Origin of the sequence: Microbacterium dauci, assembly GCF_030065535.1 — a bacterium.
In the GTDB taxonomy this organism is placed as follows: Bacteria; Actinomycetota; Actinomycetes; order Actinomycetales; family Microbacteriaceae; genus Microbacterium; species Microbacterium dauci.
Genome location: NZ_JASJND010000007.1, coordinates 126,921 through 147,241 on the forward strand (window position 1 = coordinate 126,921; position 20,321 = coordinate 147,241).

The 20,321-nt window shown below is 67.4% G+C and carries 18 protein-coding genes; 16 read left to right on the plus strand and 2 right to left on the minus strand.

Annotated features, from left to right (window positions below):
* Nucleotides 1-95 precede the first annotated feature (95 nt).
* The 5 genes from rpsA to uvrB all read left to right on the plus strand — a co-directional run bounded on the left by rpsA (nucleotide 96) and on the right by uvrB (nucleotide 7,340).
* Nucleotides 96-1,547 (plus strand): 30S ribosomal protein S1, encoded by a 1,452-nt coding sequence (gene rpsA, locus QNI14_RS12045; protein WP_283716868.1) that lies wholly within the window; start codon nucleotides 96-98, stop codon nucleotides 1,545-1,547.
* A 98-nt stretch (nucleotides 1,548-1,645) separates the two neighbouring features.
* Nucleotides 1,646-3,364: a sensor histidine kinase gene (locus QNI14_RS12050; RefSeq protein WP_283716869.1), complete on the plus strand. Its 1,719-nt coding sequence runs from the start codon at nucleotides 1,646-1,648 to the stop codon at nucleotides 3,362-3,364.
* Nucleotides 3,364-4,551 (plus strand): diguanylate cyclase, encoded by a 1,188-nt coding sequence (locus tag QNI14_RS12055; RefSeq protein ID WP_283716870.1) that lies wholly within the window; start codon nucleotides 3,364-3,366, stop codon nucleotides 4,549-4,551. Before QNI14_RS12050 ends, QNI14_RS12055 begins: the two co-directional genes overlap by 1 nt.
* Nucleotides 4,552-4,600: 49 nt before the next feature.
* Nucleotides 4,601-5,200: a dephospho-CoA kinase gene (gene coaE, locus QNI14_RS12060; RefSeq protein WP_283716871.1), complete on the plus strand. Its 600-nt coding sequence runs from the start codon at nucleotides 4,601-4,603 to the stop codon at nucleotides 5,198-5,200.
* Between the two features lie 58 nt (nucleotides 5,201-5,258).
* The gene (gene uvrB, locus QNI14_RS12065) at nucleotides 5,259-7,340 is read left to right on the plus strand and encodes an excinuclease ABC subunit UvrB (protein ID WP_283716872.1); all 2,082 of its coding nucleotides are present in this window, start codon (nucleotides 5,259-5,261) and stop codon (nucleotides 7,338-7,340) included.
* A 36-nt stretch (nucleotides 7,341-7,376) separates the two neighbouring features.
* On the opposite strand, the gene QNI14_RS12070 is transcribed toward uvrB, so the two are convergent.
* Nucleotides 7,377-7,613 (minus strand): hypothetical protein, encoded by a 237-nt coding sequence (locus QNI14_RS12070; protein ID WP_283716873.1) that lies wholly within the window; start codon nucleotides 7,611-7,613, stop codon nucleotides 7,377-7,379.
* A gap of 41 nt (nucleotides 7,614-7,654) precedes the next feature.
* Here QNI14_RS12070 and QNI14_RS12075 point away from each other — a divergent pair, with 41 nt between their 5' ends.
* The 11 genes from QNI14_RS12075 to QNI14_RS12125 all read left to right on the plus strand — a co-directional run bounded on the left by QNI14_RS12075 (nucleotide 7,655) and on the right by QNI14_RS12125 (nucleotide 19,489).
* On the plus strand, nucleotides 7,655-8,107 hold the full coding sequence (locus QNI14_RS12075) for a MarR family winged helix-turn-helix transcriptional regulator (protein WP_283716874.1): 453 nt from the start codon (nucleotides 7,655-7,657) through the stop codon (nucleotides 8,105-8,107).
* A gap of 54 nt (nucleotides 8,108-8,161) precedes the next feature.
* The gene (gene uvrA / locus QNI14_RS12080) at nucleotides 8,162-11,047 is read left to right on the plus strand and encodes an excinuclease ABC subunit UvrA (protein ID WP_283716875.1); all 2,886 of its coding nucleotides are present in this window, start codon (nucleotides 8,162-8,164) and stop codon (nucleotides 11,045-11,047) included.
* Nucleotide 11,048: 1 nt separating this feature from the next.
* Complete coding sequence (uvrC, locus tag QNI14_RS12085; protein WP_283716876.1) at nucleotides 11,049-12,968, plus strand: excinuclease ABC subunit UvrC; 1,920 nt, start codon at nucleotides 11,049-11,051, stop codon at nucleotides 12,966-12,968.
* A 33-nt stretch (nucleotides 12,969-13,001) separates the two neighbouring features.
* On the plus strand, nucleotides 13,002-13,877 hold the full coding sequence (rapZ, locus tag QNI14_RS12090; protein ID WP_283716877.1) for an RNase adapter RapZ: 876 nt from the start codon (nucleotides 13,002-13,004) through the stop codon (nucleotides 13,875-13,877).
* Between the two features lie 40 nt (nucleotides 13,878-13,917).
* Nucleotides 13,918-14,895, plus strand: coding sequence for a DNA-binding protein WhiA (whiA, locus tag QNI14_RS12095; RefSeq protein ID WP_283716878.1), 978 nt, complete (start codon nucleotides 13,918-13,920; stop codon nucleotides 14,893-14,895).
* 111 nt (nucleotides 14,896-15,006) lie between these two features.
* Nucleotides 15,007-15,633, plus strand: coding sequence for a superoxide dismutase (locus QNI14_RS12100; protein WP_283716879.1), 627 nt, complete (start codon nucleotides 15,007-15,009; stop codon nucleotides 15,631-15,633).
* Nucleotides 15,634-15,773: 140 nt separating this feature from the next.
* Entirely contained in the window at nucleotides 15,774-16,784 is a 1,011-nt protein-coding gene (gene gap / locus QNI14_RS12105) for a type I glyceraldehyde-3-phosphate dehydrogenase (RefSeq protein WP_283716880.1), read from the plus strand.
* A gap of 2 nt (nucleotides 16,785-16,786) precedes the next feature.
* Nucleotides 16,787-18,004: a phosphoglycerate kinase gene (locus QNI14_RS12110; protein ID WP_283716881.1), complete on the plus strand. Its 1,218-nt coding sequence runs from the start codon at nucleotides 16,787-16,789 to the stop codon at nucleotides 18,002-18,004.
* Complete coding sequence (gene tpiA / locus QNI14_RS12115; RefSeq protein ID WP_283716882.1) at nucleotides 17,992-18,783, plus strand: triose-phosphate isomerase; 792 nt, start codon at nucleotides 17,992-17,994, stop codon at nucleotides 18,781-18,783. The genes QNI14_RS12110 and tpiA overlap by 13 nt, the downstream gene beginning before the upstream one ends.
* Before the next feature lie 101 nt (nucleotides 18,784-18,884).
* Nucleotides 18,885-19,133 carry a preprotein translocase subunit SecG gene (secG, locus tag QNI14_RS12120; protein WP_283716883.1) on the plus strand — a complete coding sequence of 83 codons (249 nt, stop codon included), beginning with the start codon at nucleotides 18,885-18,887 and terminating at the stop codon, nucleotides 19,131-19,133.
* A complete protein-coding gene (locus tag QNI14_RS12125) occupies nucleotides 19,133-19,489 on the plus strand; it encodes an RNA polymerase-binding protein RbpA (RefSeq protein WP_283716884.1) in 357 nt (118 codons plus the stop codon). Before secG ends, QNI14_RS12125 begins: the two co-directional genes overlap by 1 nt.
* A gap of 54 nt (nucleotides 19,490-19,543) precedes the next feature.
* Here QNI14_RS12125 and pgl read toward each other — a convergent pair whose 3' ends face one another.
* On the minus strand, nucleotides 19,544-20,314 hold the full coding sequence (pgl, locus tag QNI14_RS12130) for a 6-phosphogluconolactonase (RefSeq protein ID WP_283716885.1): 771 nt from the start codon (nucleotides 20,312-20,314) through the stop codon (nucleotides 19,544-19,546).
* Between the last annotated feature and the right edge of the window lie 7 nt (nucleotides 20,315-20,321).

The following is a 20,321-nucleotide window of genomic DNA, read 5'->3' on the forward strand; positions in this document are numbered from 1 at the left end:
CAACATCACCCATCACGCCTCGATCGGTTTCCGCGCGTCCGCGTGCGGCGCTCTTCGGGGCCCGAAGACAACCCCATCCAAGGACAACCCACTACATGACTACCGCAACGACCGCCCCGGCCACCAAGCAGGTCGCCATCAACGACATCGGATCTGCTGAAGACTTCCTGGCCGCGGTCGAACTGACGATCAAGTCCTTCAACGACGGAGACCTCATCGAGGGCACCGTCGTGAAGGTCGACCGCGACGAGGTCCTCCTCGACGTCGGGTTCAAGACCGAGGGCGTCATCCCCTCGCGCGAACTCTCCATCAAGCACGACGTCGACCCCAACGAGGTCGTCAAGGTCGGCGACGAGGTCGAAGCCCTCGTTCTCCAGAAGGAGGACAAGGAAGGCCGCCTCATCCTGTCCAAGAAGCGCGCTCAGTACGAGCGCGCCTGGGGCGACGTGGAGAAGATCAAGGAGAACGACGGTGTGGTCACCGGTTCCGTGATCGAGGTCGTCAAGGGTGGTCTCATCGTCGACATCGGCCTCCGCGGCTTCCTGCCTGCGTCGCTCATCGAGCTGCGCCGCGTCCGCGACCTCACGCCGTACCTCGGCCAGGAGCTCGAGGCCAAGATTCTCGAACTCGACAAGAACCGCAACAACGTCGTGCTCTCGCGTCGTGCGCTGCTCGAGCAGACCCAGTCGGAGTCGCGCTCGAACTTCCTCAACAACCTCCACAAGGGCCAGGTCCGCAAGGGCACGGTTTCGTCGATCGTCAACTTCGGTGCGTTCGTCGACCTCGGTGGCGTCGACGGTCTCGTCCACGTCTCGGAGCTCTCGTGGAAGCACATCGAGCACGCGTCCGAGGTCGTCGAGGTCGGCCAGGAGGTCACCGTTGAGATCCTTGAGGTCGACCTCGACCGCGAGCGCGTCTCGCTGTCGCTGAAGGCGACCCAGGAGGACCCGTGGCAGGTCTTCGCCCGTACCCACGCGATCGGCCAGGTCGCCCCGGGTAAGGTCACGAAGCTCGTTCCGTTCGGTGCGTTCGTCCGCGTCGCAGACGGCATCGAGGGCCTCGTCCACATCTCGGAGCTCTCGGGCAAGCACGTCGAGCTCGCAGAGCAGGTCGTCTCGGTCGGCGAAGAGGTCTTCATCAAGATCATCGACATCGACCTCGAGCGTCGTCGCATCTCGCTCTCGCTCAAGCAGGCGAACGAGTCGGTCGACCCCAACGGCACCGAGTTCGACCCGGCGCTGTACGGCATGGTCACCGAGTACGACGAGAACGGCGAGTACAAGTACCCCGAGGGCTTCGACCCGGAGACCAACCAGTGGAAGGACGGCTTCGACGAGGCTCGTCTCGCCTGGGAGGCCGAGTACGCGGCTGCCCAGGGCCGCTGGGAGGCGCACAAGGCTGCGGTCGCCAAGGCGCTCGAGGCCGAGGCTGCTGCTCCGGTCGAGACCGGCGCGTCGTCCTTCTCGTCCGAGGTCTCCGGCGGTGCCGGCACCCTCGCCGACGACGAGGCACTGGCTGCGCTTCGCGAGAAGCTCTCCGGTCGCTGATCGAACCCGCATCACCCGAGGGGCCGGAGCCGAAAGGCTCCGGCCCCTCGGTCGTTTCCGAGCCGAGTTCACGGGGCCGCGGGCGGTAACGTTCATGTGTGAGTACTGCAACGCCTGAGCGGCGCGAGGACGCGCCGTCGGAGGTGCGACGCGGTGGTATCGCGCGCTTCCTCCGCAGCGATGCCGGGCGGATGCCGCTCACCGAACTTCGCGACCGTGTGGTCGCCAATAACCAGATCCTCCTCGCGGGCATCGTCGCAGCGATCTACCTCTCCGGCATCGCCGCAGGCTGGCTCGCCGATGTGCCCCAGTTCGCGGCCGGTGTCGCGATCATCGTCGTCGCCGCACTCGCGAGTCTCGCGGTGCCGTGGTCACGACTGCCTCCGGCGTGGGTCGCGGTCGTGCCACTCGTCGACATCGTCGCGATCGCACTCATGCGCGTGTCCGACGTGCCCGGCGTCGCGCTGCTGTGGGCGTTCCCGACGATGTGGCTGTCGACGATGGGACGGGCGTGGTTCATCATCGCGTGCGTCAGCGTCATCGGGGCGTACTGGACGACACAGGCGCTGATCCCGAACTTCGAGTGGAATTGGGCCGTCATCGTCCTCCCGGCGGTCATCATCGCGATCGGTGCCTCGACGCACAACGCGACGCGGCGATTCATCGCGCAGCGAGTGTTGCTCGACAAGCAGACGGGCCGGCTCACCGCGGCGCTCCGCCATGCGAGCAAGCAGGAGCTCCTGCTCGCCGAAGTGCTCGATACCGTCGACTTCGGCGTGCTCCGCATCGCCGCGAACGGCGAGATCACGTTCGTGAACGACGCGCTCGGCAGGTTCCAACAGCGCATTCCGGGGTTCGGCAAGCTCGACAGCGTCACCGAGATCTACGCGGCCGACGGACAGACACTGCTCGACCCCCACGACCGGCCGCTGTCGCGCATCGTCCGGGGCGAGGCCTTCGATGATCTGGTCGTCTGGTTCCCGATCTCCGATTCACGTCGCGCGGCGCTCAGCCTCACGGCACGCCGCCTGACCGATGCCGAGGGGCACCCGGCCGGTGTCGTCCTCGTCGCGCGTGACGTCACGGACGAGCGGACTGCGCTGAAGGCGCGCGACAGCCTCGTCGCCTCTGTCTCGCACGAACTCCGCACCCCGCTCACCTCGATCCTCGGTTACCTCGAACTCGCACTCGACAGCGGCGAGCTTCCCGATGCTGCTCGACGTCAGATCGACGTCGCGTACCGCAACAGCGAGCGGCTGCTCGGGATCGTTTCCGGCATCCTCGCGGCATCCACCGCGTCGCGGATGTCCGCCGAGGTCACCATCTCGCCGGAGTACTTCGACGTCGCGACCCTGCTGCGCGCATCGGCATCCGATCTCGGCCCGGTCGCCAAGGAGCGAGCGATCAAGATCGACGTCGACGATGTCGTCCCGGCGCCCGCTTTCATCGATCCGGCGCGGATGCGACAGGTGATCGACAACCTCGTGAGCAATGCGATCAAATTCAACCGCGACGGGGGAGTGGTCACGCTCGGGAGCTCCTCGGACGGGACGCACACCTGGTTCCTCGTGCGTGACTCGGGCATCGGGCTCTCCGAAGACGACCGCCAGCGGGTCTTCGAGCGCTTCTTCCGGGCGGAGAGCGGCGTCCCGGGCACGGGTTTAGGCCTCGCGATCAGCCTCGAGATCGTCCGCGCCCACGGCGGCGACATCACCGTGACGTCCACCCTCGGACTCGGGACCACGTTCATGGTGCAGCTGCCCGCCAATGCCGAGATCGCGGCATCCGAGGTCACGATCACGGAGGAGGGCGACTGATGGAACTCGACCTGCTCTCGGTCACGGTCATGACCGCCCTCGTCGCGCTCGTCGCAAGCGGGCTCTTCGTCGTCGAGACACTCCGCCGACGAGACACCGGTGCCGGAAGGCTCTGGGCGGTCGGGTATCTCTGCGGCACGGCGACCACGTTCGCGTATATCTCGTGGGCCGCCGGGATCGGCGGCGCCGTGGCGATCGCTATCGGCAATGCCGCGTTCACGCTCACGCCCGGATTCATCTGGCTCGGGAACCGACGGTTCAACGATCGCCGGCTCACGTGGCCGTCGCTCGTCGTGGGCGCGCTCGGTGCTGTCACGCTCATCACGGCGCTCATCTTCGTCCCGACGCACGGGGCATGGGGTGGCTGGGAGTTCATGGCCGCGACGATCGTCGTGTTCTTCGTGCTCGGCGCGTGGGAGGCGCTACGGCGGCCGATGGGTCGGATCGGGAACGCGCGATTGTTCACCGGTGTCCTGCTCGCGGGCGCGGCGTACTACTTCGTGCGGCTCGTCGTCTTCCTCGTGGACGGCGCGGAAGGCGACTTCTTCAACCGCTGGTTCGGGTCGATCTCGGCCAACATCGCGACCGTCGTGCTGACGATGGTCGCCGTCGTCGTCACCTCGATCCTTCGGACGGCGAAGAGTGCCACCCAGCGGTACGAGTGGCTGAGCGAGAACGGGGTCGCGGCCGACGGCATCATGTTGGCGCGCACCTACCGCGATGCGCTCAACGACCTCACGGAGCGCGCGAGTTGGCGCCGAGAGCTCGTGAGCGTCATCGTCGTCCACGTCGATGGGCTCGAAGAGATGACCGCGGCTTTCGGATCGGACGCGGTTGACGATCTCACCGCAACCTGGCGGGGCGCAGTTCGGCGTTACGCGCCCGCTGCCGCGCTCGTCGGCGAGGACGAGGATGCCACCCTCTCGGTCTGCGGGTTGGCGAGCACCGCGGCAGACGCGAGGCGCCAGGCGGCGGCCATCTATCGCGGGTGCATCGACGAGCTCGCGGGTGGGCTGACGGGTCTGCTCCCGGTCGTCGGTGTCGGCGTCGCACTCACCGAGACCGTCGGCTACGACCCCAAGCATCTTCTGCTGTCGGCACGATCCGCAGCGGTCCGCGCATCGAGCAGCCTCGAATCCTCCGTCCTCTTCGGTGGTGTCGACGAGGTGCGGGCTGCCCTGCCCTGAGGTGCGTCGCCGCGATGATCCCACCACGCGGTCGTGGCATCCTCGAATCGTGACCCTCATCGCACTCACCGGCGGCATCGCATCGGGCAAATCGACCATCGCGGCCCGACTCGCCGAGCACGGCGCCGTGGTCGTCGATGCGGATGCGATCGTTCGCGAGGTGCAGCAACCGGGTTCGCCGGTGCTCGCGGCGATCGCGGACGAGTTCGGCGACGACCTCATCGGTCCCGACGGCTCGCTCGATCGCCCCGGTCTCGCCGGACGGGTCTTCGGCGATCCGTCGGCGGTCGCTCGACTGAACGCAATTGTGCACCCCGCGGTGCAGGCGGAGTCCGCTCGCCGGTTCGCCGCGGCATCCGCTGCGGATCCGGCCGCGGTCGTCGTGTACGACGTGCCACTGCTTGTCGAGGCCCGCGCGTCCGACCCGTGGGAGCTGATCGTGGTGGCACATGCGCCCGTCGCGGAGCGGCGTCGCCGGATGGTCGAGCTGCGGGGGATGACGACGGATGCCGCCGATGCGCGGCTCGCAGCGCAGGTCTCAGACGAGCAGCGCCTCGCGATCGCCGACGTGGTCATCGACACGTCGGGCGCTCTGGACGAGACGATCGCCCAGACCGACGCGCTCTGGACGAGGCTGCGCGACGCCTGAACCACGCCATGGGCGAACGGCCGCCCCGGGTGTCGGAGGTGCGGCCTACCCTGGAACGATGCAGACCACGCGCTCCGTCCGGCCGTTCGAGGTCGTCAGCGAGTACATGCCCAGCGGCGATCAGCCGCAGGCCATCGCCGACCTGGCATCCCGAATCAACGCCGGTGAGACTGACGTCGTCCTCCTCGGTGCGACGGGTACCGGCAAGTCCGCGACTACCGCGTGGCTCGTCGAGCAGGTGCAGCGACCCACGCTCGTGCTCGCGCACAACAAGACGCTCGCCGCGCAGCTCGCGAACGAGTTCCGCGACCTCATGCCGAACAACGCGGTCGAGTATTTCGTCAGCTATTACGACTACTACCAGCCCGAGGCGTACGTCCCGCAGACGGACACCTTCATCGAGAAGGACTCGTCGATCAACGCCGAGGTCGAACGACTCCGCCACTCCACCACGAACTCGCTCCTCAGCCGACGCGACGTCGTCGTGGTGTCGACGGTCTCGTGCATCTACGGCCTCGGTGCGCCCGAGGAGTACCTCCGCGCGATGGTCGCGCTGCAGGTGGGGGAGCGGTACGACCGCGATGCGCTCATCCGCAAGTTCATCGCGATGCAGTACAACCGCAATGACGTCGACTTCTCGCGCGGCAATTTCCGCGTACGTGGTGACACGATCGAGATCATCCCGGTGTACGAGGAGTACGCCGTGCGCATCGAGCTCTTCGGCGACGAGATCGAGGCGCTCTATATGCTGCACCCGCTCACGGGTGACGTCGTGCAGAAGCTCGACAGCGTCCCGATCTTCCCGGCTTCCCATTACGTCGCCGGCACCGACACGGTGCAGCGGGCGATCAAGACGATCGAAGAGGAGCTCGCGATCCGACTCAAGGAGTTCGAGTCGCAAGGCAAGCTCCTCGAGGCGCAGCGACTGCGGATGCGCACGACGTTCGATCTCGAGATGCTGCAGCAACTCGGCTTCTGTTCCGGCATCGAGAACTATTCCCGTCACCTCGATGGGCGGAATCCCGGTGAGGCGCCCCACACGCTCCTGGACTTCTTTCCGGACGACTTCCTCCTCGTCATCGACGAGTCGCATGTGACCGTGCCGCAGATCGGTGCGATGTACGAGGGGGATGCCTCGCGTAAGCGCACGCTGGTCGACCACGGCTTCCGTCTCCCGAGCGCCATGGACAACCGGCCGCTGCGTTTCGACGAGTTCAAGCAGCGCATCGGACAGACCGTGTACCTCTCGGCGACACCGGGCCGGTACGAGATGGGCATCGCCGACGGCGTGGTCGAGCAGATCATCCGCCCGACGGGCCTCATCGACCCCGAGATCATCGTCAAGCCCTCGAAGGGGCAGATCGACGACCTGCTCGAAGAGATCCGCGTACGGGTGGAGCGCGACGAGCGTGTGCTCGTGACGACGCTCACCAAGAAGATGGCCGAAGAGCTCACCGACTTCCTCGGTGAGCACGGCGTCCGCGTGCGATACCTGCACTCCGACGTCGACACGCTGCGTCGAGTCGAGCTGCTGACCGAGCTCCGTCAGGGCGTGTACGACGTGCTCGTGGGCATCAACCTGCTCCGTGAGGGACTCGACCTTCCCGAGGTCTCGCTCGTCGCGATCCTGGATGCCGACAAAGAAGGGTTCCTGCGGTCGGGCACCTCGCTCATCCAGACCATCGGGCGTGCCGCGCGAAACGTCTCGGGGCAGGTGCACATGTACGCCGATAAGATCACCGACTCGATGGCGGCTGCGATCGAAGAGACCGAGCGGCGCCGCGAGAAGCAGATCGCCTACAACCTCGAGCACGGGATCGACCCGCAGCCGCTGCGCAAGAAGATCGCCGACATCACCGATGCGCTCGCACGCGAGGCGACCGACACCCGCGACATGATGAACAGCCGCAGCGCCGGCAAGACGAAGTCGGGCAAGGGGAAGAGTCCGACACCGCAGTTGCGGCGCGAGGGGATCGCGGCCGAAGGGGCGAACCAGCTCGAGGCGACGATCGAAGACCTCACCCGACAGATGCTCGCCGCCGCGGACGAACTGAAGTTCGAGCTCGCAGGCCGCCTGCGCGACGAGGTGCAGGACCTCAAGAAGGAATTGCGGGCGATGGAGAACGCCGGTCACGCCTGAGGTCGATGCCCGTCAGGCGCGCGGCATCCGGTGTCGTCAGGGGCAGTGCATGAGCGGGCGCTCACCGGAGCGGTCGAACGTGTGCGCCGACATCGCGTTGCCGCACAACGGGCAGGCGCGCTCGGTGCGGACCGGCTCGGGCTCCGTCTCGTACGGCCCGACCGACGCCGGGCCCGCGTACCGGATGAGGCGGCTGTTCCAGTAGCTGTACCACCCGCCTGCCGCGCGGACGCGTTCGCGGAGCGGTGGGCGGTTCGGATCGCGGCGGCTCATATACTTAGTGTACTAACCATTAGGGGAGGGGGGGGGGAGTCATGGCCGACGTCGAGGACGTGCTCGCACTCGAGAATCAACTGTGCTTCGCCATCGTGACGGCCGCCCGGAACGTCGTCTCCATCTACCGGCCGGTCCTCGAACCGCTCGGTCTGACTCATCCGCAGTACCTCGTCATGCTCGCGCTCTGGGAACGTGCACCGCAGTCGTTGAGCGAGTTGGCCGCAGCGCTCGCTGTCGAGCCCGCCACGCTATCGCCCACCGTCAAACGGCTCGAGGCTCAGGGGAGGATCGCCCGGCGCCGCCGCGGTAGCGATGAGCGCGTACTGGAGATCACCCTCACGGAGGAGGGTGCGCGCCTTCGGGAACGCGCGCTCTCGGTCCCGGGCGAGATCATGGACCGGGTGGGGATGCAGCGGTCAGACGTCGAACGTCTTCGAGACGGACTGCAGCCGTTTGCGGGCAGTCGAACGGGCGAGAACGACAAGGACTGATCGCCTCCAGCGGACCCCGGAGCCGATGTCGGAGGCCCAATCTAGGATTGAGCGGTGCCCATCGTTCCGGTTCCCACTGACTCCACGCTCCGCGTTCGCGGTGCCCGCGTCCACAACCTGAAGAACGTCGACCTCGAGATCCCGCGGGACTCGCTGGTCGTCTTCACCGGCTTGTCCGGATCGGGCAAATCGAGCCTCGCGTTCGACACGATCTTCGCCGAGGGTCAGCGTCGGTACATCGAGTCGCTGAGCTCCTATGCGCGCCAGTTCCTCGGTCAGGTCGACCGCCCCGACGTCGACTTCATCGAAGGGCTGAGCCCCGCCGTCTCGATCGACCAGAAGTCGACGAACCGCAACCCGCGCTCGACGGTCGGCACGATCACCGAAATCAACGACTACATGCGTCTGCTGTGGGCACGCATCGGCGTGCCTCACTGCCCGGAGTGCGGCGAGCAGATCCAGCGGCAGACCGTGCAGCAGATCGCCGACCAGCTCATGGAGCTGCCCGAGCGCACCCGCTATCAGGTCGTCGCACCGGTGGTGACGCAGAAGAAGGGCGAGTTCGTCGACCTCTTCAAGGAGCTGTCGGCCAAGGGATATGCCCGCGCGATCGTCGACGGCGAGCAGATCCAGCTCGCCGAACCACCGACGTTGAAGAAGAGCTACAAGCACGACATCGCGGTCGTCGTCGACCGCCTCGTCGCCGGCCCCGACATCCTGAGCCGCGTCACGGACTCCGTCGAGACCGCGCTCGGCCTCGCAGGCGGCATCCTGCAGATCAACTTCGTCGACGAAGAAGGTGACGACGCCTGGCAGAACTTCAGCGAGAAGCTCGCGTGCCCGAACGGCCACCCGCTGCAGCTCACCGAGATCGAGCCGCGCACGTTCTCGTTCAACGCCCCGTTCGGCGCCTGCCCGGCATGCTCGGGTCTCGGCACCCGCATGTCGGTCGACACCGAACTGCTGCTCGGCGACGAGGAGCTGTCGATCGCCGAGGGTGTCATCATCCCCTGGACCACGCAGGGCAAGGGGCTCTTCCAGTACTACGAGCGGCTGCTCGTCGGTCTCGCCGACGACCTCGGCTTCTCACTCGACACGCCGTGGAAGGACCTCGCCCCCGAGGTGCAGGATGCGGTGCTCGCCGGTGAGAACTACAAGGTCACCGTGAAGTGGAAGAACCGGTACGGCCGCGAGATGCGGTACGCGTCGGGCTTCGAAGGGGTCATCCCGTACATCGAGCGCCAGTTCACCCAGGCCGAGAGCGACACCCAGCGTCAGCGGTGGTCGGAATACCTCCGTGAGGTGCCGTGCCCCGTCTGCGACGGCGACCGGCTGAAGCCCGAGGTGCTCTCAGTGCTCGTCCACGGGCATTCGATCGCGGATGCCTCGCGCCTGAGCCTCGGCGAGGCGCAGGCGTACTTCAACCAGCTCGAGCTCTCGGCTCGCGAGGCGACGATCGCCGCGGCCGTGCTGCGTGAGATCCGGGCGCGGCTCGACTTCCTCATCCAGGTGGGCCTCAACTATCTGAGCCTCAGCCGCTCCGCGGGCTCGCTCTCGGGCGGCGAGGCGCAGCGTATCCGCCTGGCGACCCAGATCGGATCGGGGCTGACCGGGGTGCTCTACGTGCTCGACGAGCCGTCGATCGGCCTCCATCAGCGTGACAACCGGCGCCTCATCGAGACGTTGGTGCGACTGAAGAACCTCGGCAACACCCTCGTCGTCGTCGAGCACGACGAGGAGACCATCCACGCGTCCGACTGGGTGGTCGACATCGGCCCCCGCGCCGGCGTCGAGGGCGGCAACGTCATCCACTCTGGTCCGGTCGACCAGCTCCTCACCGACGAGCAGTCGATCACTGGCGCGTACCTCAGCGGCCGCCGTGCGATCACGATGCCGAACAAGCGCCGCAAGATCGACAAGTCGCGCCAGGTGCGCGTCGTCGGGGCGCGTGCGAACAACCTGCAGAACGTGACGGTCGACTTCCCGCTCGGCGTCCTCACCTCGGTGACGGGCGTGAGCGGATCCGGCAAGTCGTCGCTCGTGAACGGCATCCTCTACGAGGTGCTCGCCACGAAGCTCAACGGTGCACGTCGGGTCGCAGGCAAGCACACGCGTGTTACCGGGCTCGAGCACCTCGACAAGGTGGTGCACGTCGACCAGGCGCCCATCGGCCGCACCCCGCGGTCGAACCCCGCCACGTACACGGGCGTGTTCGACCGCATCCGCTCGCTGTTCGCCGAGACCACCGAGGCAAAGACCCGCGGTTACCAGCCCGGTCGCTTCAGCTTCAACATCAAGGGCGGCCGGTGCGAGGCGTGCTCTGGTGACGGCACGATCAAGATCGAGATGAACTTCCTGCCCGACGTCTACGTCGACTGCGAGGTGTGCCACGGACAGCGGTACAACCGCGACACGCTCGCCGTGCACTACAAGGGCAAGAACATCGCCGAGGTCCTGAACATGCCGATCTCCGAGGCGGCGGAGTTCTTCGAGCCGATCCAGGCCATCCACCGCTACCTCAAGACGCTCGTCGACGTCGGACTCGGCTACGTCCGCCTCGGACAGTCGGCGACCACCCTCTCGGGTGGCGAGGCGCAGCGTGTGAAGCTCGCCACCGAGCTGCAGCGCCGCTCCAACGGGCGCACGATCTACGTGCTCGACGAGCCGACGACCGGGCTGCACTTCGAAGACGTGCAGCGACTGCTCGAGGTCCTGAACAGCCTCGTCGACAAGGGCAACACGGTGCTCGTCATCGAGCACAACCTTGACGTGATCAAGTCGTCCGACTGGGTGATCGACCTCGGCCCCGAGGGCGGGTCGGGTGGCGGCACGATCCTCGCGACGGGGACGCCCGAGCAGATCGCCGCCGTCGAGGAGAGTCACACCGGCCAGTTCCTCGCCGAGATCCTGGGGGCTGCACCGGCGCGCAAGGCGGGCTGACGTGGCATCCGCTCTGCCGTACAAGCCGAAGCCGGGGGAGATCCCGACCAATCCGGGCGTCTACCGGTTCCGTGACGCGGACGGGCGCATCCTCTACGTCGGCAAGGCGAAGAACCTGCGCGCGCGGCTCTCGAACTACTTCGCGCCACTGCACACGCTGCACGAGCGAACCCGGCGGATGGTGACGACCGCGGCGAGCGTCGAGTGGACGGTCGTGAAGACCGACGTCGACTCACTGCAGCTCGAGTACACGTGGATCCAGGAGTACTCGCCGCCGTTCAACGTCAGGTACAAGGACGACAAGTCGTATCCGTACATGGCGGTGACCCTCGGCGACGAGGCACCGCGCGTCATCGTCACGCGCAATCGCAAGATCCGCGGTGCGAAGTACTTCGGCCCGTTCCCGAAGGTCTGGGCGGTGCACGACACGATCGACCAGCTCATCAAGGTCTTCCCGATCCGCACGTGCAGCGACTCGTCGTACAAGAAGGCGATGGCGACCGGCCGTCCGTGCTTCCCCGGACAGATCGGCCGGTGCGGGGGGCCGTGCTCGATGAAGGTGACGATCGAAGAGCACCGCGCGATCGTCGACGACTTCGTCGCGTTCATGTCGGGCGGCGACCAGCGGTTCGTGAAGCAGCTCGCCTCCCGGATGCGCGAGGCGGCGGCGGCCATGGACTACGAGTCCGCGGCCGACTACCGCGACAAACTGCAGGCGATGGATGCCGTGCTGAACCGCAGCGCGCTCGTGCTGAGCGAGGACACCGATGCCGACCTCTTCGGCATCGCCGAGGATGAACTCTTCGCCGCCGTACAGCACTTCATCGTCCGCGGCGGCCGCGTGCGCGGCATCCGTGCCGTGACGATCGACAAGGAGCTCGACATCACGGGTGCGGAGCTGGTGGACCAGCTGCTGCAGCGTGCATACGGCGACGCGGCGTCCGAGGACGTGCCACGCCAGGTCCTGGTCCCGACGCTGCCCGACGACGCCGCTGAGCTCGAGCAGTGGCTCCAAGCCCGCCGTGGGAAGAAGGTCACGTTGCAGGTCGCGCAGCGGGGGCAGAAGGCCGACCTGATGCGCACCGCGACCATGAACGCGCAGCAGGCGCTCATGCTCCACAAGACGCGTCGATCCAGCGACTACACGTCGCGGACGAAAGCGCTCACCGACCTGCAGGAGGCGCTCGAGCTCACCGAGGCGCCGCTGCGGATCGAATGCTTCGACGTCTCGCACCTCGGTGGCACCGGGGTCGTGGCATCCATGGTCGTCTTCGAGGACGGCTTGCCGCGGAAGGATCAGTACCGCTCGTTCTCGGTCGCGGAGACCACCGACGACACGGACTCGATGTACCAGGTCCTCATGCGCCGCCTCGCGCACATCGAACGCGACGAGGCCGAGCAGGAGGCGATCGATCCGACGGCCGACGGGGAGGTCGACACCACGCGCAAGAAGGCGCGGTTCGCGTACCGTCCCCAGCTGCTGCTCGTCGACGGTGGCAAGCCGCAGGTCGAGGCGGCCGCGCGGGCGCTCCGCGACAGCGGCCATCCCGAAATCGCGCTGTGCGGCATCGCCAAGCGCCTCGAGGAGGTGTGGATGCCGGGCGAGGACTATCCGGTGATCCTGCCGCGCACGTCCGAGGCGTTGTACCTCTTGCAGCGGCTCCGCGATGAGGCGCACCGATTCGCGATCACGCACCAGCGCAAGAAGCGGGGGCGCGACATCACCACGGTGCTGTCGGAGGTGCCCGGGCTCGGGGCCGCGCGGATCAAGGCGCTCCTCCGACATTTCGGCTCGGTGAGTGCCTTGAAGCAGGCGACGATCGACGAGATCCAGGAGCTCCCGGGCATCGGTCCGCGCCTCGCCGAGAGCGTGCACGCGCACCTCGCACAAGGTTCGCGTGGCGAGGACGAAGGTCGATAGGCTGGCCTCCCGACGCGGACAGGAGTGGGTGCGGTGACCGACGGCAAGACGCCAGGCGAGATCCTGATCGTCACGGGCATGTCCGGAGCCGGCCGCACGACGGCCGCCAACGCACTCGAAGACCTCGACTGGTACGTCGTCGACAATCTCCCACCGCAGATGCTGCGTCCGCTGCTGGACCTCACCGCGCTCGCGGCGGACGCGTTGCCGAAGGTCGCGGCCGTGGTCGATGTGCGTGGCCGACAGCTGTTCGGGGAGCTTCCCGCTGTGACCCGGGCGCTCCGCGACGGCCGTCACCTGCGCGTGCTGTTCTTGGATGCCACGGACGACGTGCTCGTGCGCCGGTTCGAGGCCGTCAGGCGGCCGCATCCGCTCCAGGGCGAGGGCACGATCCTCGACGGCATCCGCCGGGAACGTGAGCGGGTCACCGCGATCCGCGAGGCTGCGGATGTGATCGTCGACACCAGCGCGCTCAACATCCACCAGCTCGCGAACCGTATCGTCGATCTGTTCAGCGAGGAGGGCGACGCCCGGCACACCGTCACCGTCATGAGCTTCGGGTTCAAGTACGGCCTGCCACCGGACGTCGACCTCGTCGCCGATATGCGGTTCCTGCCGAACCCGTACTGGGAGCCGGAGCTCCGCGCGCTGACGGGGGAGGACGAGACGGTGCGCGACTTCGTCCTGGGCCAGGAGGGCGCCGTCGAGTTCGTCGATGCGTACGCGAGCGCCTTGCGCCCCGTTCTTGCCGGCTACCAGCGCGAGAACAAGCGGCACTCCGTCGTCGCGATCGGGTGTACGGGCGGCAAGCACCGCTCGGTCGTGACCTCGCTCGAATTGGCGGATCGACTCGCGGGGGAGCCGGGGGTGGCGGTGCGGGTCACGCATCGGGACCTCGGGCGCGAGTAAGCTGTTCCTTTGTCCCGCCGCATCTCCCGAAGGATCACCCGTGCCACTGACCACTGACGTGAAGACGGAACTGACCTCGGTTCGGGACCCTCGACCCACAGCCCGGGTCGCCGAGCTGACGACGATCCTCCGCTTCGCCGGTGGCCTCCACTCGATCGCCGGCCGCGTCGCGGTCGAAGCTGAGCTCGAGACCGACATCCTCGCCCGCCGCGTCGCCCGCGACCTCGTCGAGCTGTATGGCGTTCGCCCCGAATTGGCACATGTGCAGGCCTCGGGCGGCCGCAGCGGAAACTCGTTCGCGGTGCGCGTCATCGACGGTGGTGAGACGCTCGCGCGCCAGACCGGACTGCTCGACCAGCGCCGCCGCCCCGTGCGCGGACTTCCGAACAAGATCACGACGGGCGCCCGTCCCGACCTCGCCGCGGTCTGGCGGGGCGCATTCCTCGCGACCGGCACCCTCACGGATCCGGGTCGCTCCGCTGCGCTCGAGGTCGCCTGCCCCTCAGGCGAGGCCGCGATGGCACTCGTCGGTGCCGCGCACCGCCTGGGTATCGCCGCCAAGGCCCGTGAGGTTCGAGGCATCCCGCGCGTCGTCGTCCGCGACGGCGAGGCGATCCGCAACGCGCTGCTCGTGATGGGCGCGCAGAAGACCGCCGCAGCATGGGAGGAGATGCGACAGCGGCGCGAAGTCCGCGCCGGCGTCAACCGGCTCGTGAACTTCGATGATGCGAACCTCCGACGCTCAGCCCAAGCCGCCGTGGCCGCCTGCGCACGCGTCGAGCGGGCCCTCGAAATCCTCGGCGAGACGGTGCCCGACCACCTGAAGCAGGCGGGCGATCTCCGCCTCGCGCACCGCGACGCGAGCCTCGACGAGCTCGGACACCACGCCGACCCGCCGCTGACGAAGGATGCCGTCGCAGGTCGCATCCGCCGACTGCTGGCGATGGCCGACAAGAAGGCCGCCCAGGAGGGTATCCCCGACACCGAGTCGGCTGTGCCGGCCGGACTCGAGGACTGACCGTTACATTCCTTCTTCTCGGGAAGCAACCCGGTCCCCGGGTCGTTGTTCGTCAATAGGATGAAACCGATCCGCCGTGCGCGGTCACGGCACCAACCGAAGGAAGAGGACATGGCGATCTACACGCTGCCCGAACTCCCGTACGACTACTCGGCTCTGGAGCCGAGCATCAGCGGCAAGATCATGGAGCTCCACCACTCGAAGCACCACCAGGCATACGTCACCGGCGCGAACACGGCGCTCGAGCAGCTCGCCGAGGCCCGAGAGAGCGGCAACCTCGCGAACGTCAACAAGCTCGAGAAGGACCTCGCGTTCAACCTCGGCGGCCACGTCAACCACTCGATCTTCTGGACGAACCTCGCCCCCGCATCGCAGGGTGGCGGCGGTGAGCCCGAAGGCGAGCTGCGCGCGGCGATCGACGAGTTCTTCGGCGGCTTCGACAAGTTCCAGGCGCACTTCACCGCCGCGGCCACCGGCATCCAGGGCTCGGGTTGGGCGGTGCTGAGCTGGGACCCGATCGGTCAGCAGCTCATCATCCAGCAGCTGTTCGACCAGCAGTCGAACACGGCGCAGGGCACGGTCCCGATCTTCCAGCTCGACATGTGGGAGCACGCCTTCTACCTCGACTACCTCAACGTCAAGGCCGACTACGTCAAGGCGGCCTGGAACATCGCGAACTGGCAGAACGTCGCACAGCGTCTCGATGCCGCCCGCGAGAAGACGGCCGGCCTGCTCTAGTAGTAGGGTCGTAAACAGGTGAGGATGCCGGGCTCCTCCCGGCGACGGGAGCCGAGTTCCGGCATCCTTTCCTTATGTTCAGTAGAGCGCGTTCCGGCCCCATTCCCGGGCGTCGCGCGCGACGAGAAACGGGAGACAACGTGTCTGTCAAGATCGGCATCAACGGCTTCGGCCGTATCGGACGCAACTTCCTTCGCGCGGCACTCGCGCAGGGAGCTGACCTCGAGATCGTGGCGGTGAACGACCTCACCGACAACAAGAGCCTCGCGCACCTCCTCAAGTACGACTCGGTCGGCGGCCGTCTCGACGCTGAGGTTTCGTACACCGAGGACTCGATCACGGTCAACGGCAAGACCATCAAGGTCTTCGAAGAGCGTGACCCCGCGAACCTTCCCTGGGGCGAGCTCGGCGTGGACATCGTCATCGAGTCGACCGGTCGCTTCACGAAGGCCGCCGACGCGAAGAAGCACATCGCCGGTGGCGCCAAGAAGGTCATCATCTCGGCTCCGGGAACCGACGTCGACGGCACGTTCGTCATGGGCGTCAACGACGGCTCGTACGACCCCGAGACGATGCACGTCATCTCGAACGCGTCGTGCACCACGAACTGCCTCGCCCCCATCGCCAAGGTCTTCAACGACAACTTCGGCATCGAGCGCGGCTTCATGATGACGGCGCACGCCTACACGGCCGACCAGAACCTGCAGGACGGCCCCCACGGCGACCTGCACCGTGCCCGTGCCGCGGCGATCAACATCGTCCCCGCCGCCACCGGCGCCGCCAAGGCCATCGGCCTCGTGCTGCCCGAGCTCAACGGCAAGCTGAGCGGCTCGTCGTACCGCGTCCCGGTTCCCACCGGCTCGATCGTCGACCTCACCGTCATCACCCCGACCGAGGGTCTGACCGCCGAGGTCATCAACGCGGCGTTCGAGAAGGCCGCTGCCGAGGGCGACCTCGTCGGCTACCTCAAGTACAACGTCGACGAGATCGTCTCGAGCGACATCCAGCTCGACCCGCACTCGTCGGTCTTCGACGCAGGCCAGACCAACGTGTCGGGCAACCTCGTCAAGATCTCGTCGTGGTACGACAACGAGTGGGGCTACTCGAACCGTCTCGTCGACATCACCGAGCTCGTCGCCAGCAAGATCTGACGATGGCTCTGCGCACCCTCGATTCGCTGGGTTCGCTCGCAGGCAAGCGCGTCATCGTCCGTGTCGACTTCAACGTCCCCCTGAAGGACGGCGTCATCACGGACGATGGCCGCGTGCGCGCGGCATTGCCCACGATCACCGCACTCGTGGGCCAGGGTGCCCGCGTGATCGCGGTCTCGCACCTCGGCCGCCCCGACGGGGCGCCCGACGCGAAGTACAGCCTCGCGCCGGTGGCCGAGCGGCTCGCTGAACTGCTCGACGCTCCCGTCGTGTTCGCGAGTGACACCGTCGGCGCATCGGCGCAGGAAGTCGTCGCCGGGCTCGGCGATGGCCAGGTCGCCGTGCTCGAGAACCTGCGTTTCAACGCGGGCGAGACGGCGAAGGACGACGCGGTCCGCGGCGCGTTCGCGGCCGAGCTCGCTGCGCTCGGTGACGTGCTCGTCTCGGACGGGTTCGGAGTCGTGCACCGCAAGCAGGCGTCCGTCTACGACCTCGCCGAGCTGCTGCCCTCTGCTGCGGGCCTGCTCATCGAGAAGGAGGTCGACGTCCTCGACCGCCTGACCGAGCGTCCCGAACGTCCCTACGCGGTCGTTCTCGGCGGCTCGAAGGTCAGCGACAAGCTCGGTGTCATCGAGCATCTGCTTCCTCGCGTGGACAAGATCCTCGTCGGCGGCGGCATGCTCTTCACGTTCCTTGCCGCGCAGGGTCACAAGGTCGGCAAGAGCCTCCTCGAAGAGGACCAGCTCGACACCGTCCGCGGGTACATCGCGACGGCCGCCGAGCGCGGCGTCGAGCTCGTCCTCCCTGTCGACGCCGTCATGGCGGCCGGATTCGCTGCGGATGCCGCGCACGTCGTGGCCCCCGCAGACGCGCTCGAAGACACCGAGTTCGGTGCGTCGGGCATGGGCCTCGACATCGGACCCGGGACGGCGAAGCTGTTCGCCGCCGCGATCCGCGACGCGAAGACCGTGTTCTGGAACGGTCCGATGGGCGTCTTCGAGATGGCGGCGTTCGCAGCCGGCACGAAGGACGTCGCCCAGGCCCTCACCGAGGTCGACGGTCTTTCCGTCGTCGGCGGTGGAGACTCGGCCGCTGCCGTCCGGCAGCTCGGCTTCGACGATGAGCAGTTCGGTCACATCTCGACCGGCGGAGGGGCCAGCCTCGAGTTCCTCGAAGGCAAGAAGCTGCCCGGATTGGAGATCCTCGGATGGGAAGCGTGACGCGCAAGCCGCTCATCGCCGGTAACTGGAAGATGAACCTCGACCACCTGCAGGCGGTCGCGTTCGTCCAGAAGCTGCACTGGACGCTGAAGGATGCCGGCCACGAGCACGACACGGTCGAGGTCGCGGTTTTCCCGCCCTTCACCGACATCCGCACGGTGCAGACGCTCATCGACGCGGACAAGATCCCGTTCGCCCTCGGCGGCCAGGACCTGTCCACGAAGGACTCGGGCGCGTACACGGGTGAGATCTCGGGTGCGTTCCTGAAGAAGCTCGACGCCGGCTATGTGATCATCGGTCACTCCGAGCGTCGTGAGTACCACCACGAGTCGGACGCCGACGTAGCTGCGAAGGTCCAGGCGGCACTCCGTCACGACCTCGTGCCCGTGATCTGCGTCGGCGAGACCCTCGAGCAGCGCGAGGAGTCCGGCCCCACCGCCGTCTCCGTCGAGCAGCTCAAGGTCGCGCTCGAGGGCGTCCCGGCGGACGCTGACGTCGTGGTCGCCTACGAGCCCGTCTGGGCAATCGGGACCGGCCAGGTCGCATCGCCCGAGCAGGCGCAGGAAGTCTGCTCGGCGCTGCGTGCGGTCGTCGCGGCGTCCCTCGGTGACGAGGCCGCGGCACGCACCCGCATCCTGTATGGCGGTTCGGTCAAGTCCGGCAACATCGCCAGCTTCATGCGCGAGCCCGACGTCGACGGCGCGCTCGTCGGTGGCGCCAGCCTGATCGCGGAGGAGTTCGCCGCGATCGTCCGTTACCAGAAGCACGTCGGCGTGTGATCCGTGCGCGGCGTGACCTCGCCCGGGGTCGCGCCGCGCAGCCGGTATACTCGAGCGTTGTGCGCTGAGCATCTCGGCGACCCGAAAGGCTTTCAAAGACTGTGGACATCCTTCAGCTCGTGCTGCAGGTGCTGCTGGGCATCACCAGCCTCCTGCTCACCCTCCTGATCCTCCTGCACAAGGGGCGCGGCGGCGGTCTCTCCGACATGTTCGGCGGCGGCATGAGCTCGGCGATGGGGTCCTCGGGCCTCGCCGAGCGCAACCTCAACCGGTTCACGGTCGCGCTCGCGCTGGTCTGGTTCGTCACCATTGTGGCGTTGGGCCTCATCACGAAGTTCCAGGGCCTCTAATGGCGACTGGGGGGAACGCGATCCGCGGCACCCGCGTCGGTGCCGGCCCCATGGGCGAGCAGGATCACGGGCACCACGCCGACCGCATCGCGGTGTCGTACTGGGACGCCCTCGGCAACGAGACGGTCCGCTACTTCGCGGCAGGGATCCCCGACGAGGAGATCCCCGAGGTCATCGACTCGCCGCATTCCGGTCTTCCCGCTGGTCGTGACAAGGCGAACCCGCCCGCTGTCGCCAAGACCGAGCCCTACAAGACGCACCTCGCGTACGTGAAGGAGCGTCGGTCGGACGAAGAGGCTGACTCGATCCTCGAGGACGCGCTCAAGCAGCTTCGCGAGCGGCGCGGTCAGGACTGACGCCTTCGTACTCGAACGCCACCTGTGTCATCGACGCAGGTGGCGTTCTTCGTCTCAGAACTCCGGATCGATGAGTTCTTCGGGCACCCCACCGGCCGCGGCGGCGTCGGTGAAGAAGACGGTCTGCTTGCGCCCCTTCGCGCCCGCGGCCGGCACCGAATGGTAGCTCGCGCCGGCGAGGGCGAGCCCGAGGGCCGAGGCCTTGTCGACGCCCGGGAGCACCAGCCACACGCGTCGTGCCGAATTCAGGACCGGGCGCGTGAGGGTGGTCCGTTCGGTCGGTGCGACCGGGGCATCGTGGACCGCCAGGACTGCGGCTTCGGTCTCACCGATCTCGGACCGGTCGGGGAAGAGTCCCGCGATGTGGCCATCCGACCCCATCCCGAGGAAGCACACCTCGAACGTCGGCCACGACGAGCCCTCCGGGGCGAATCGGGCGAGTTCGTCGCGGTAGGCGTCCGCCGCAGCATCCGGTGCGACATCGGATGCCGCGAAGGCATGGACGTTCTCGTGCGGGATATCGACGTGCGCGAGCAGCGCGTCGGTCGTGATGCCGTCATTGCGGAGCGTGGCATCCACACCGAATCGCTCGTCCGCCCACCACAGATGCACGAGCGACCAATCGACGGTCGACCGGGCTTTGTCGACGCCCGCGGCGCGGAGGACTGCGGTGACCGCCGTCCCACCGCTCACGAGGATGTGCGTCGTCTTCCCGGCGGCGCTGCGCTTGCCGAGACGCTGGAGGAATCGTGCCGCGACGCGCGCCGCGAGCACATCGGCATCTGGGAGGACGACGACACGCTTCTCCGCGCGCAACTGCGACATTCGACTC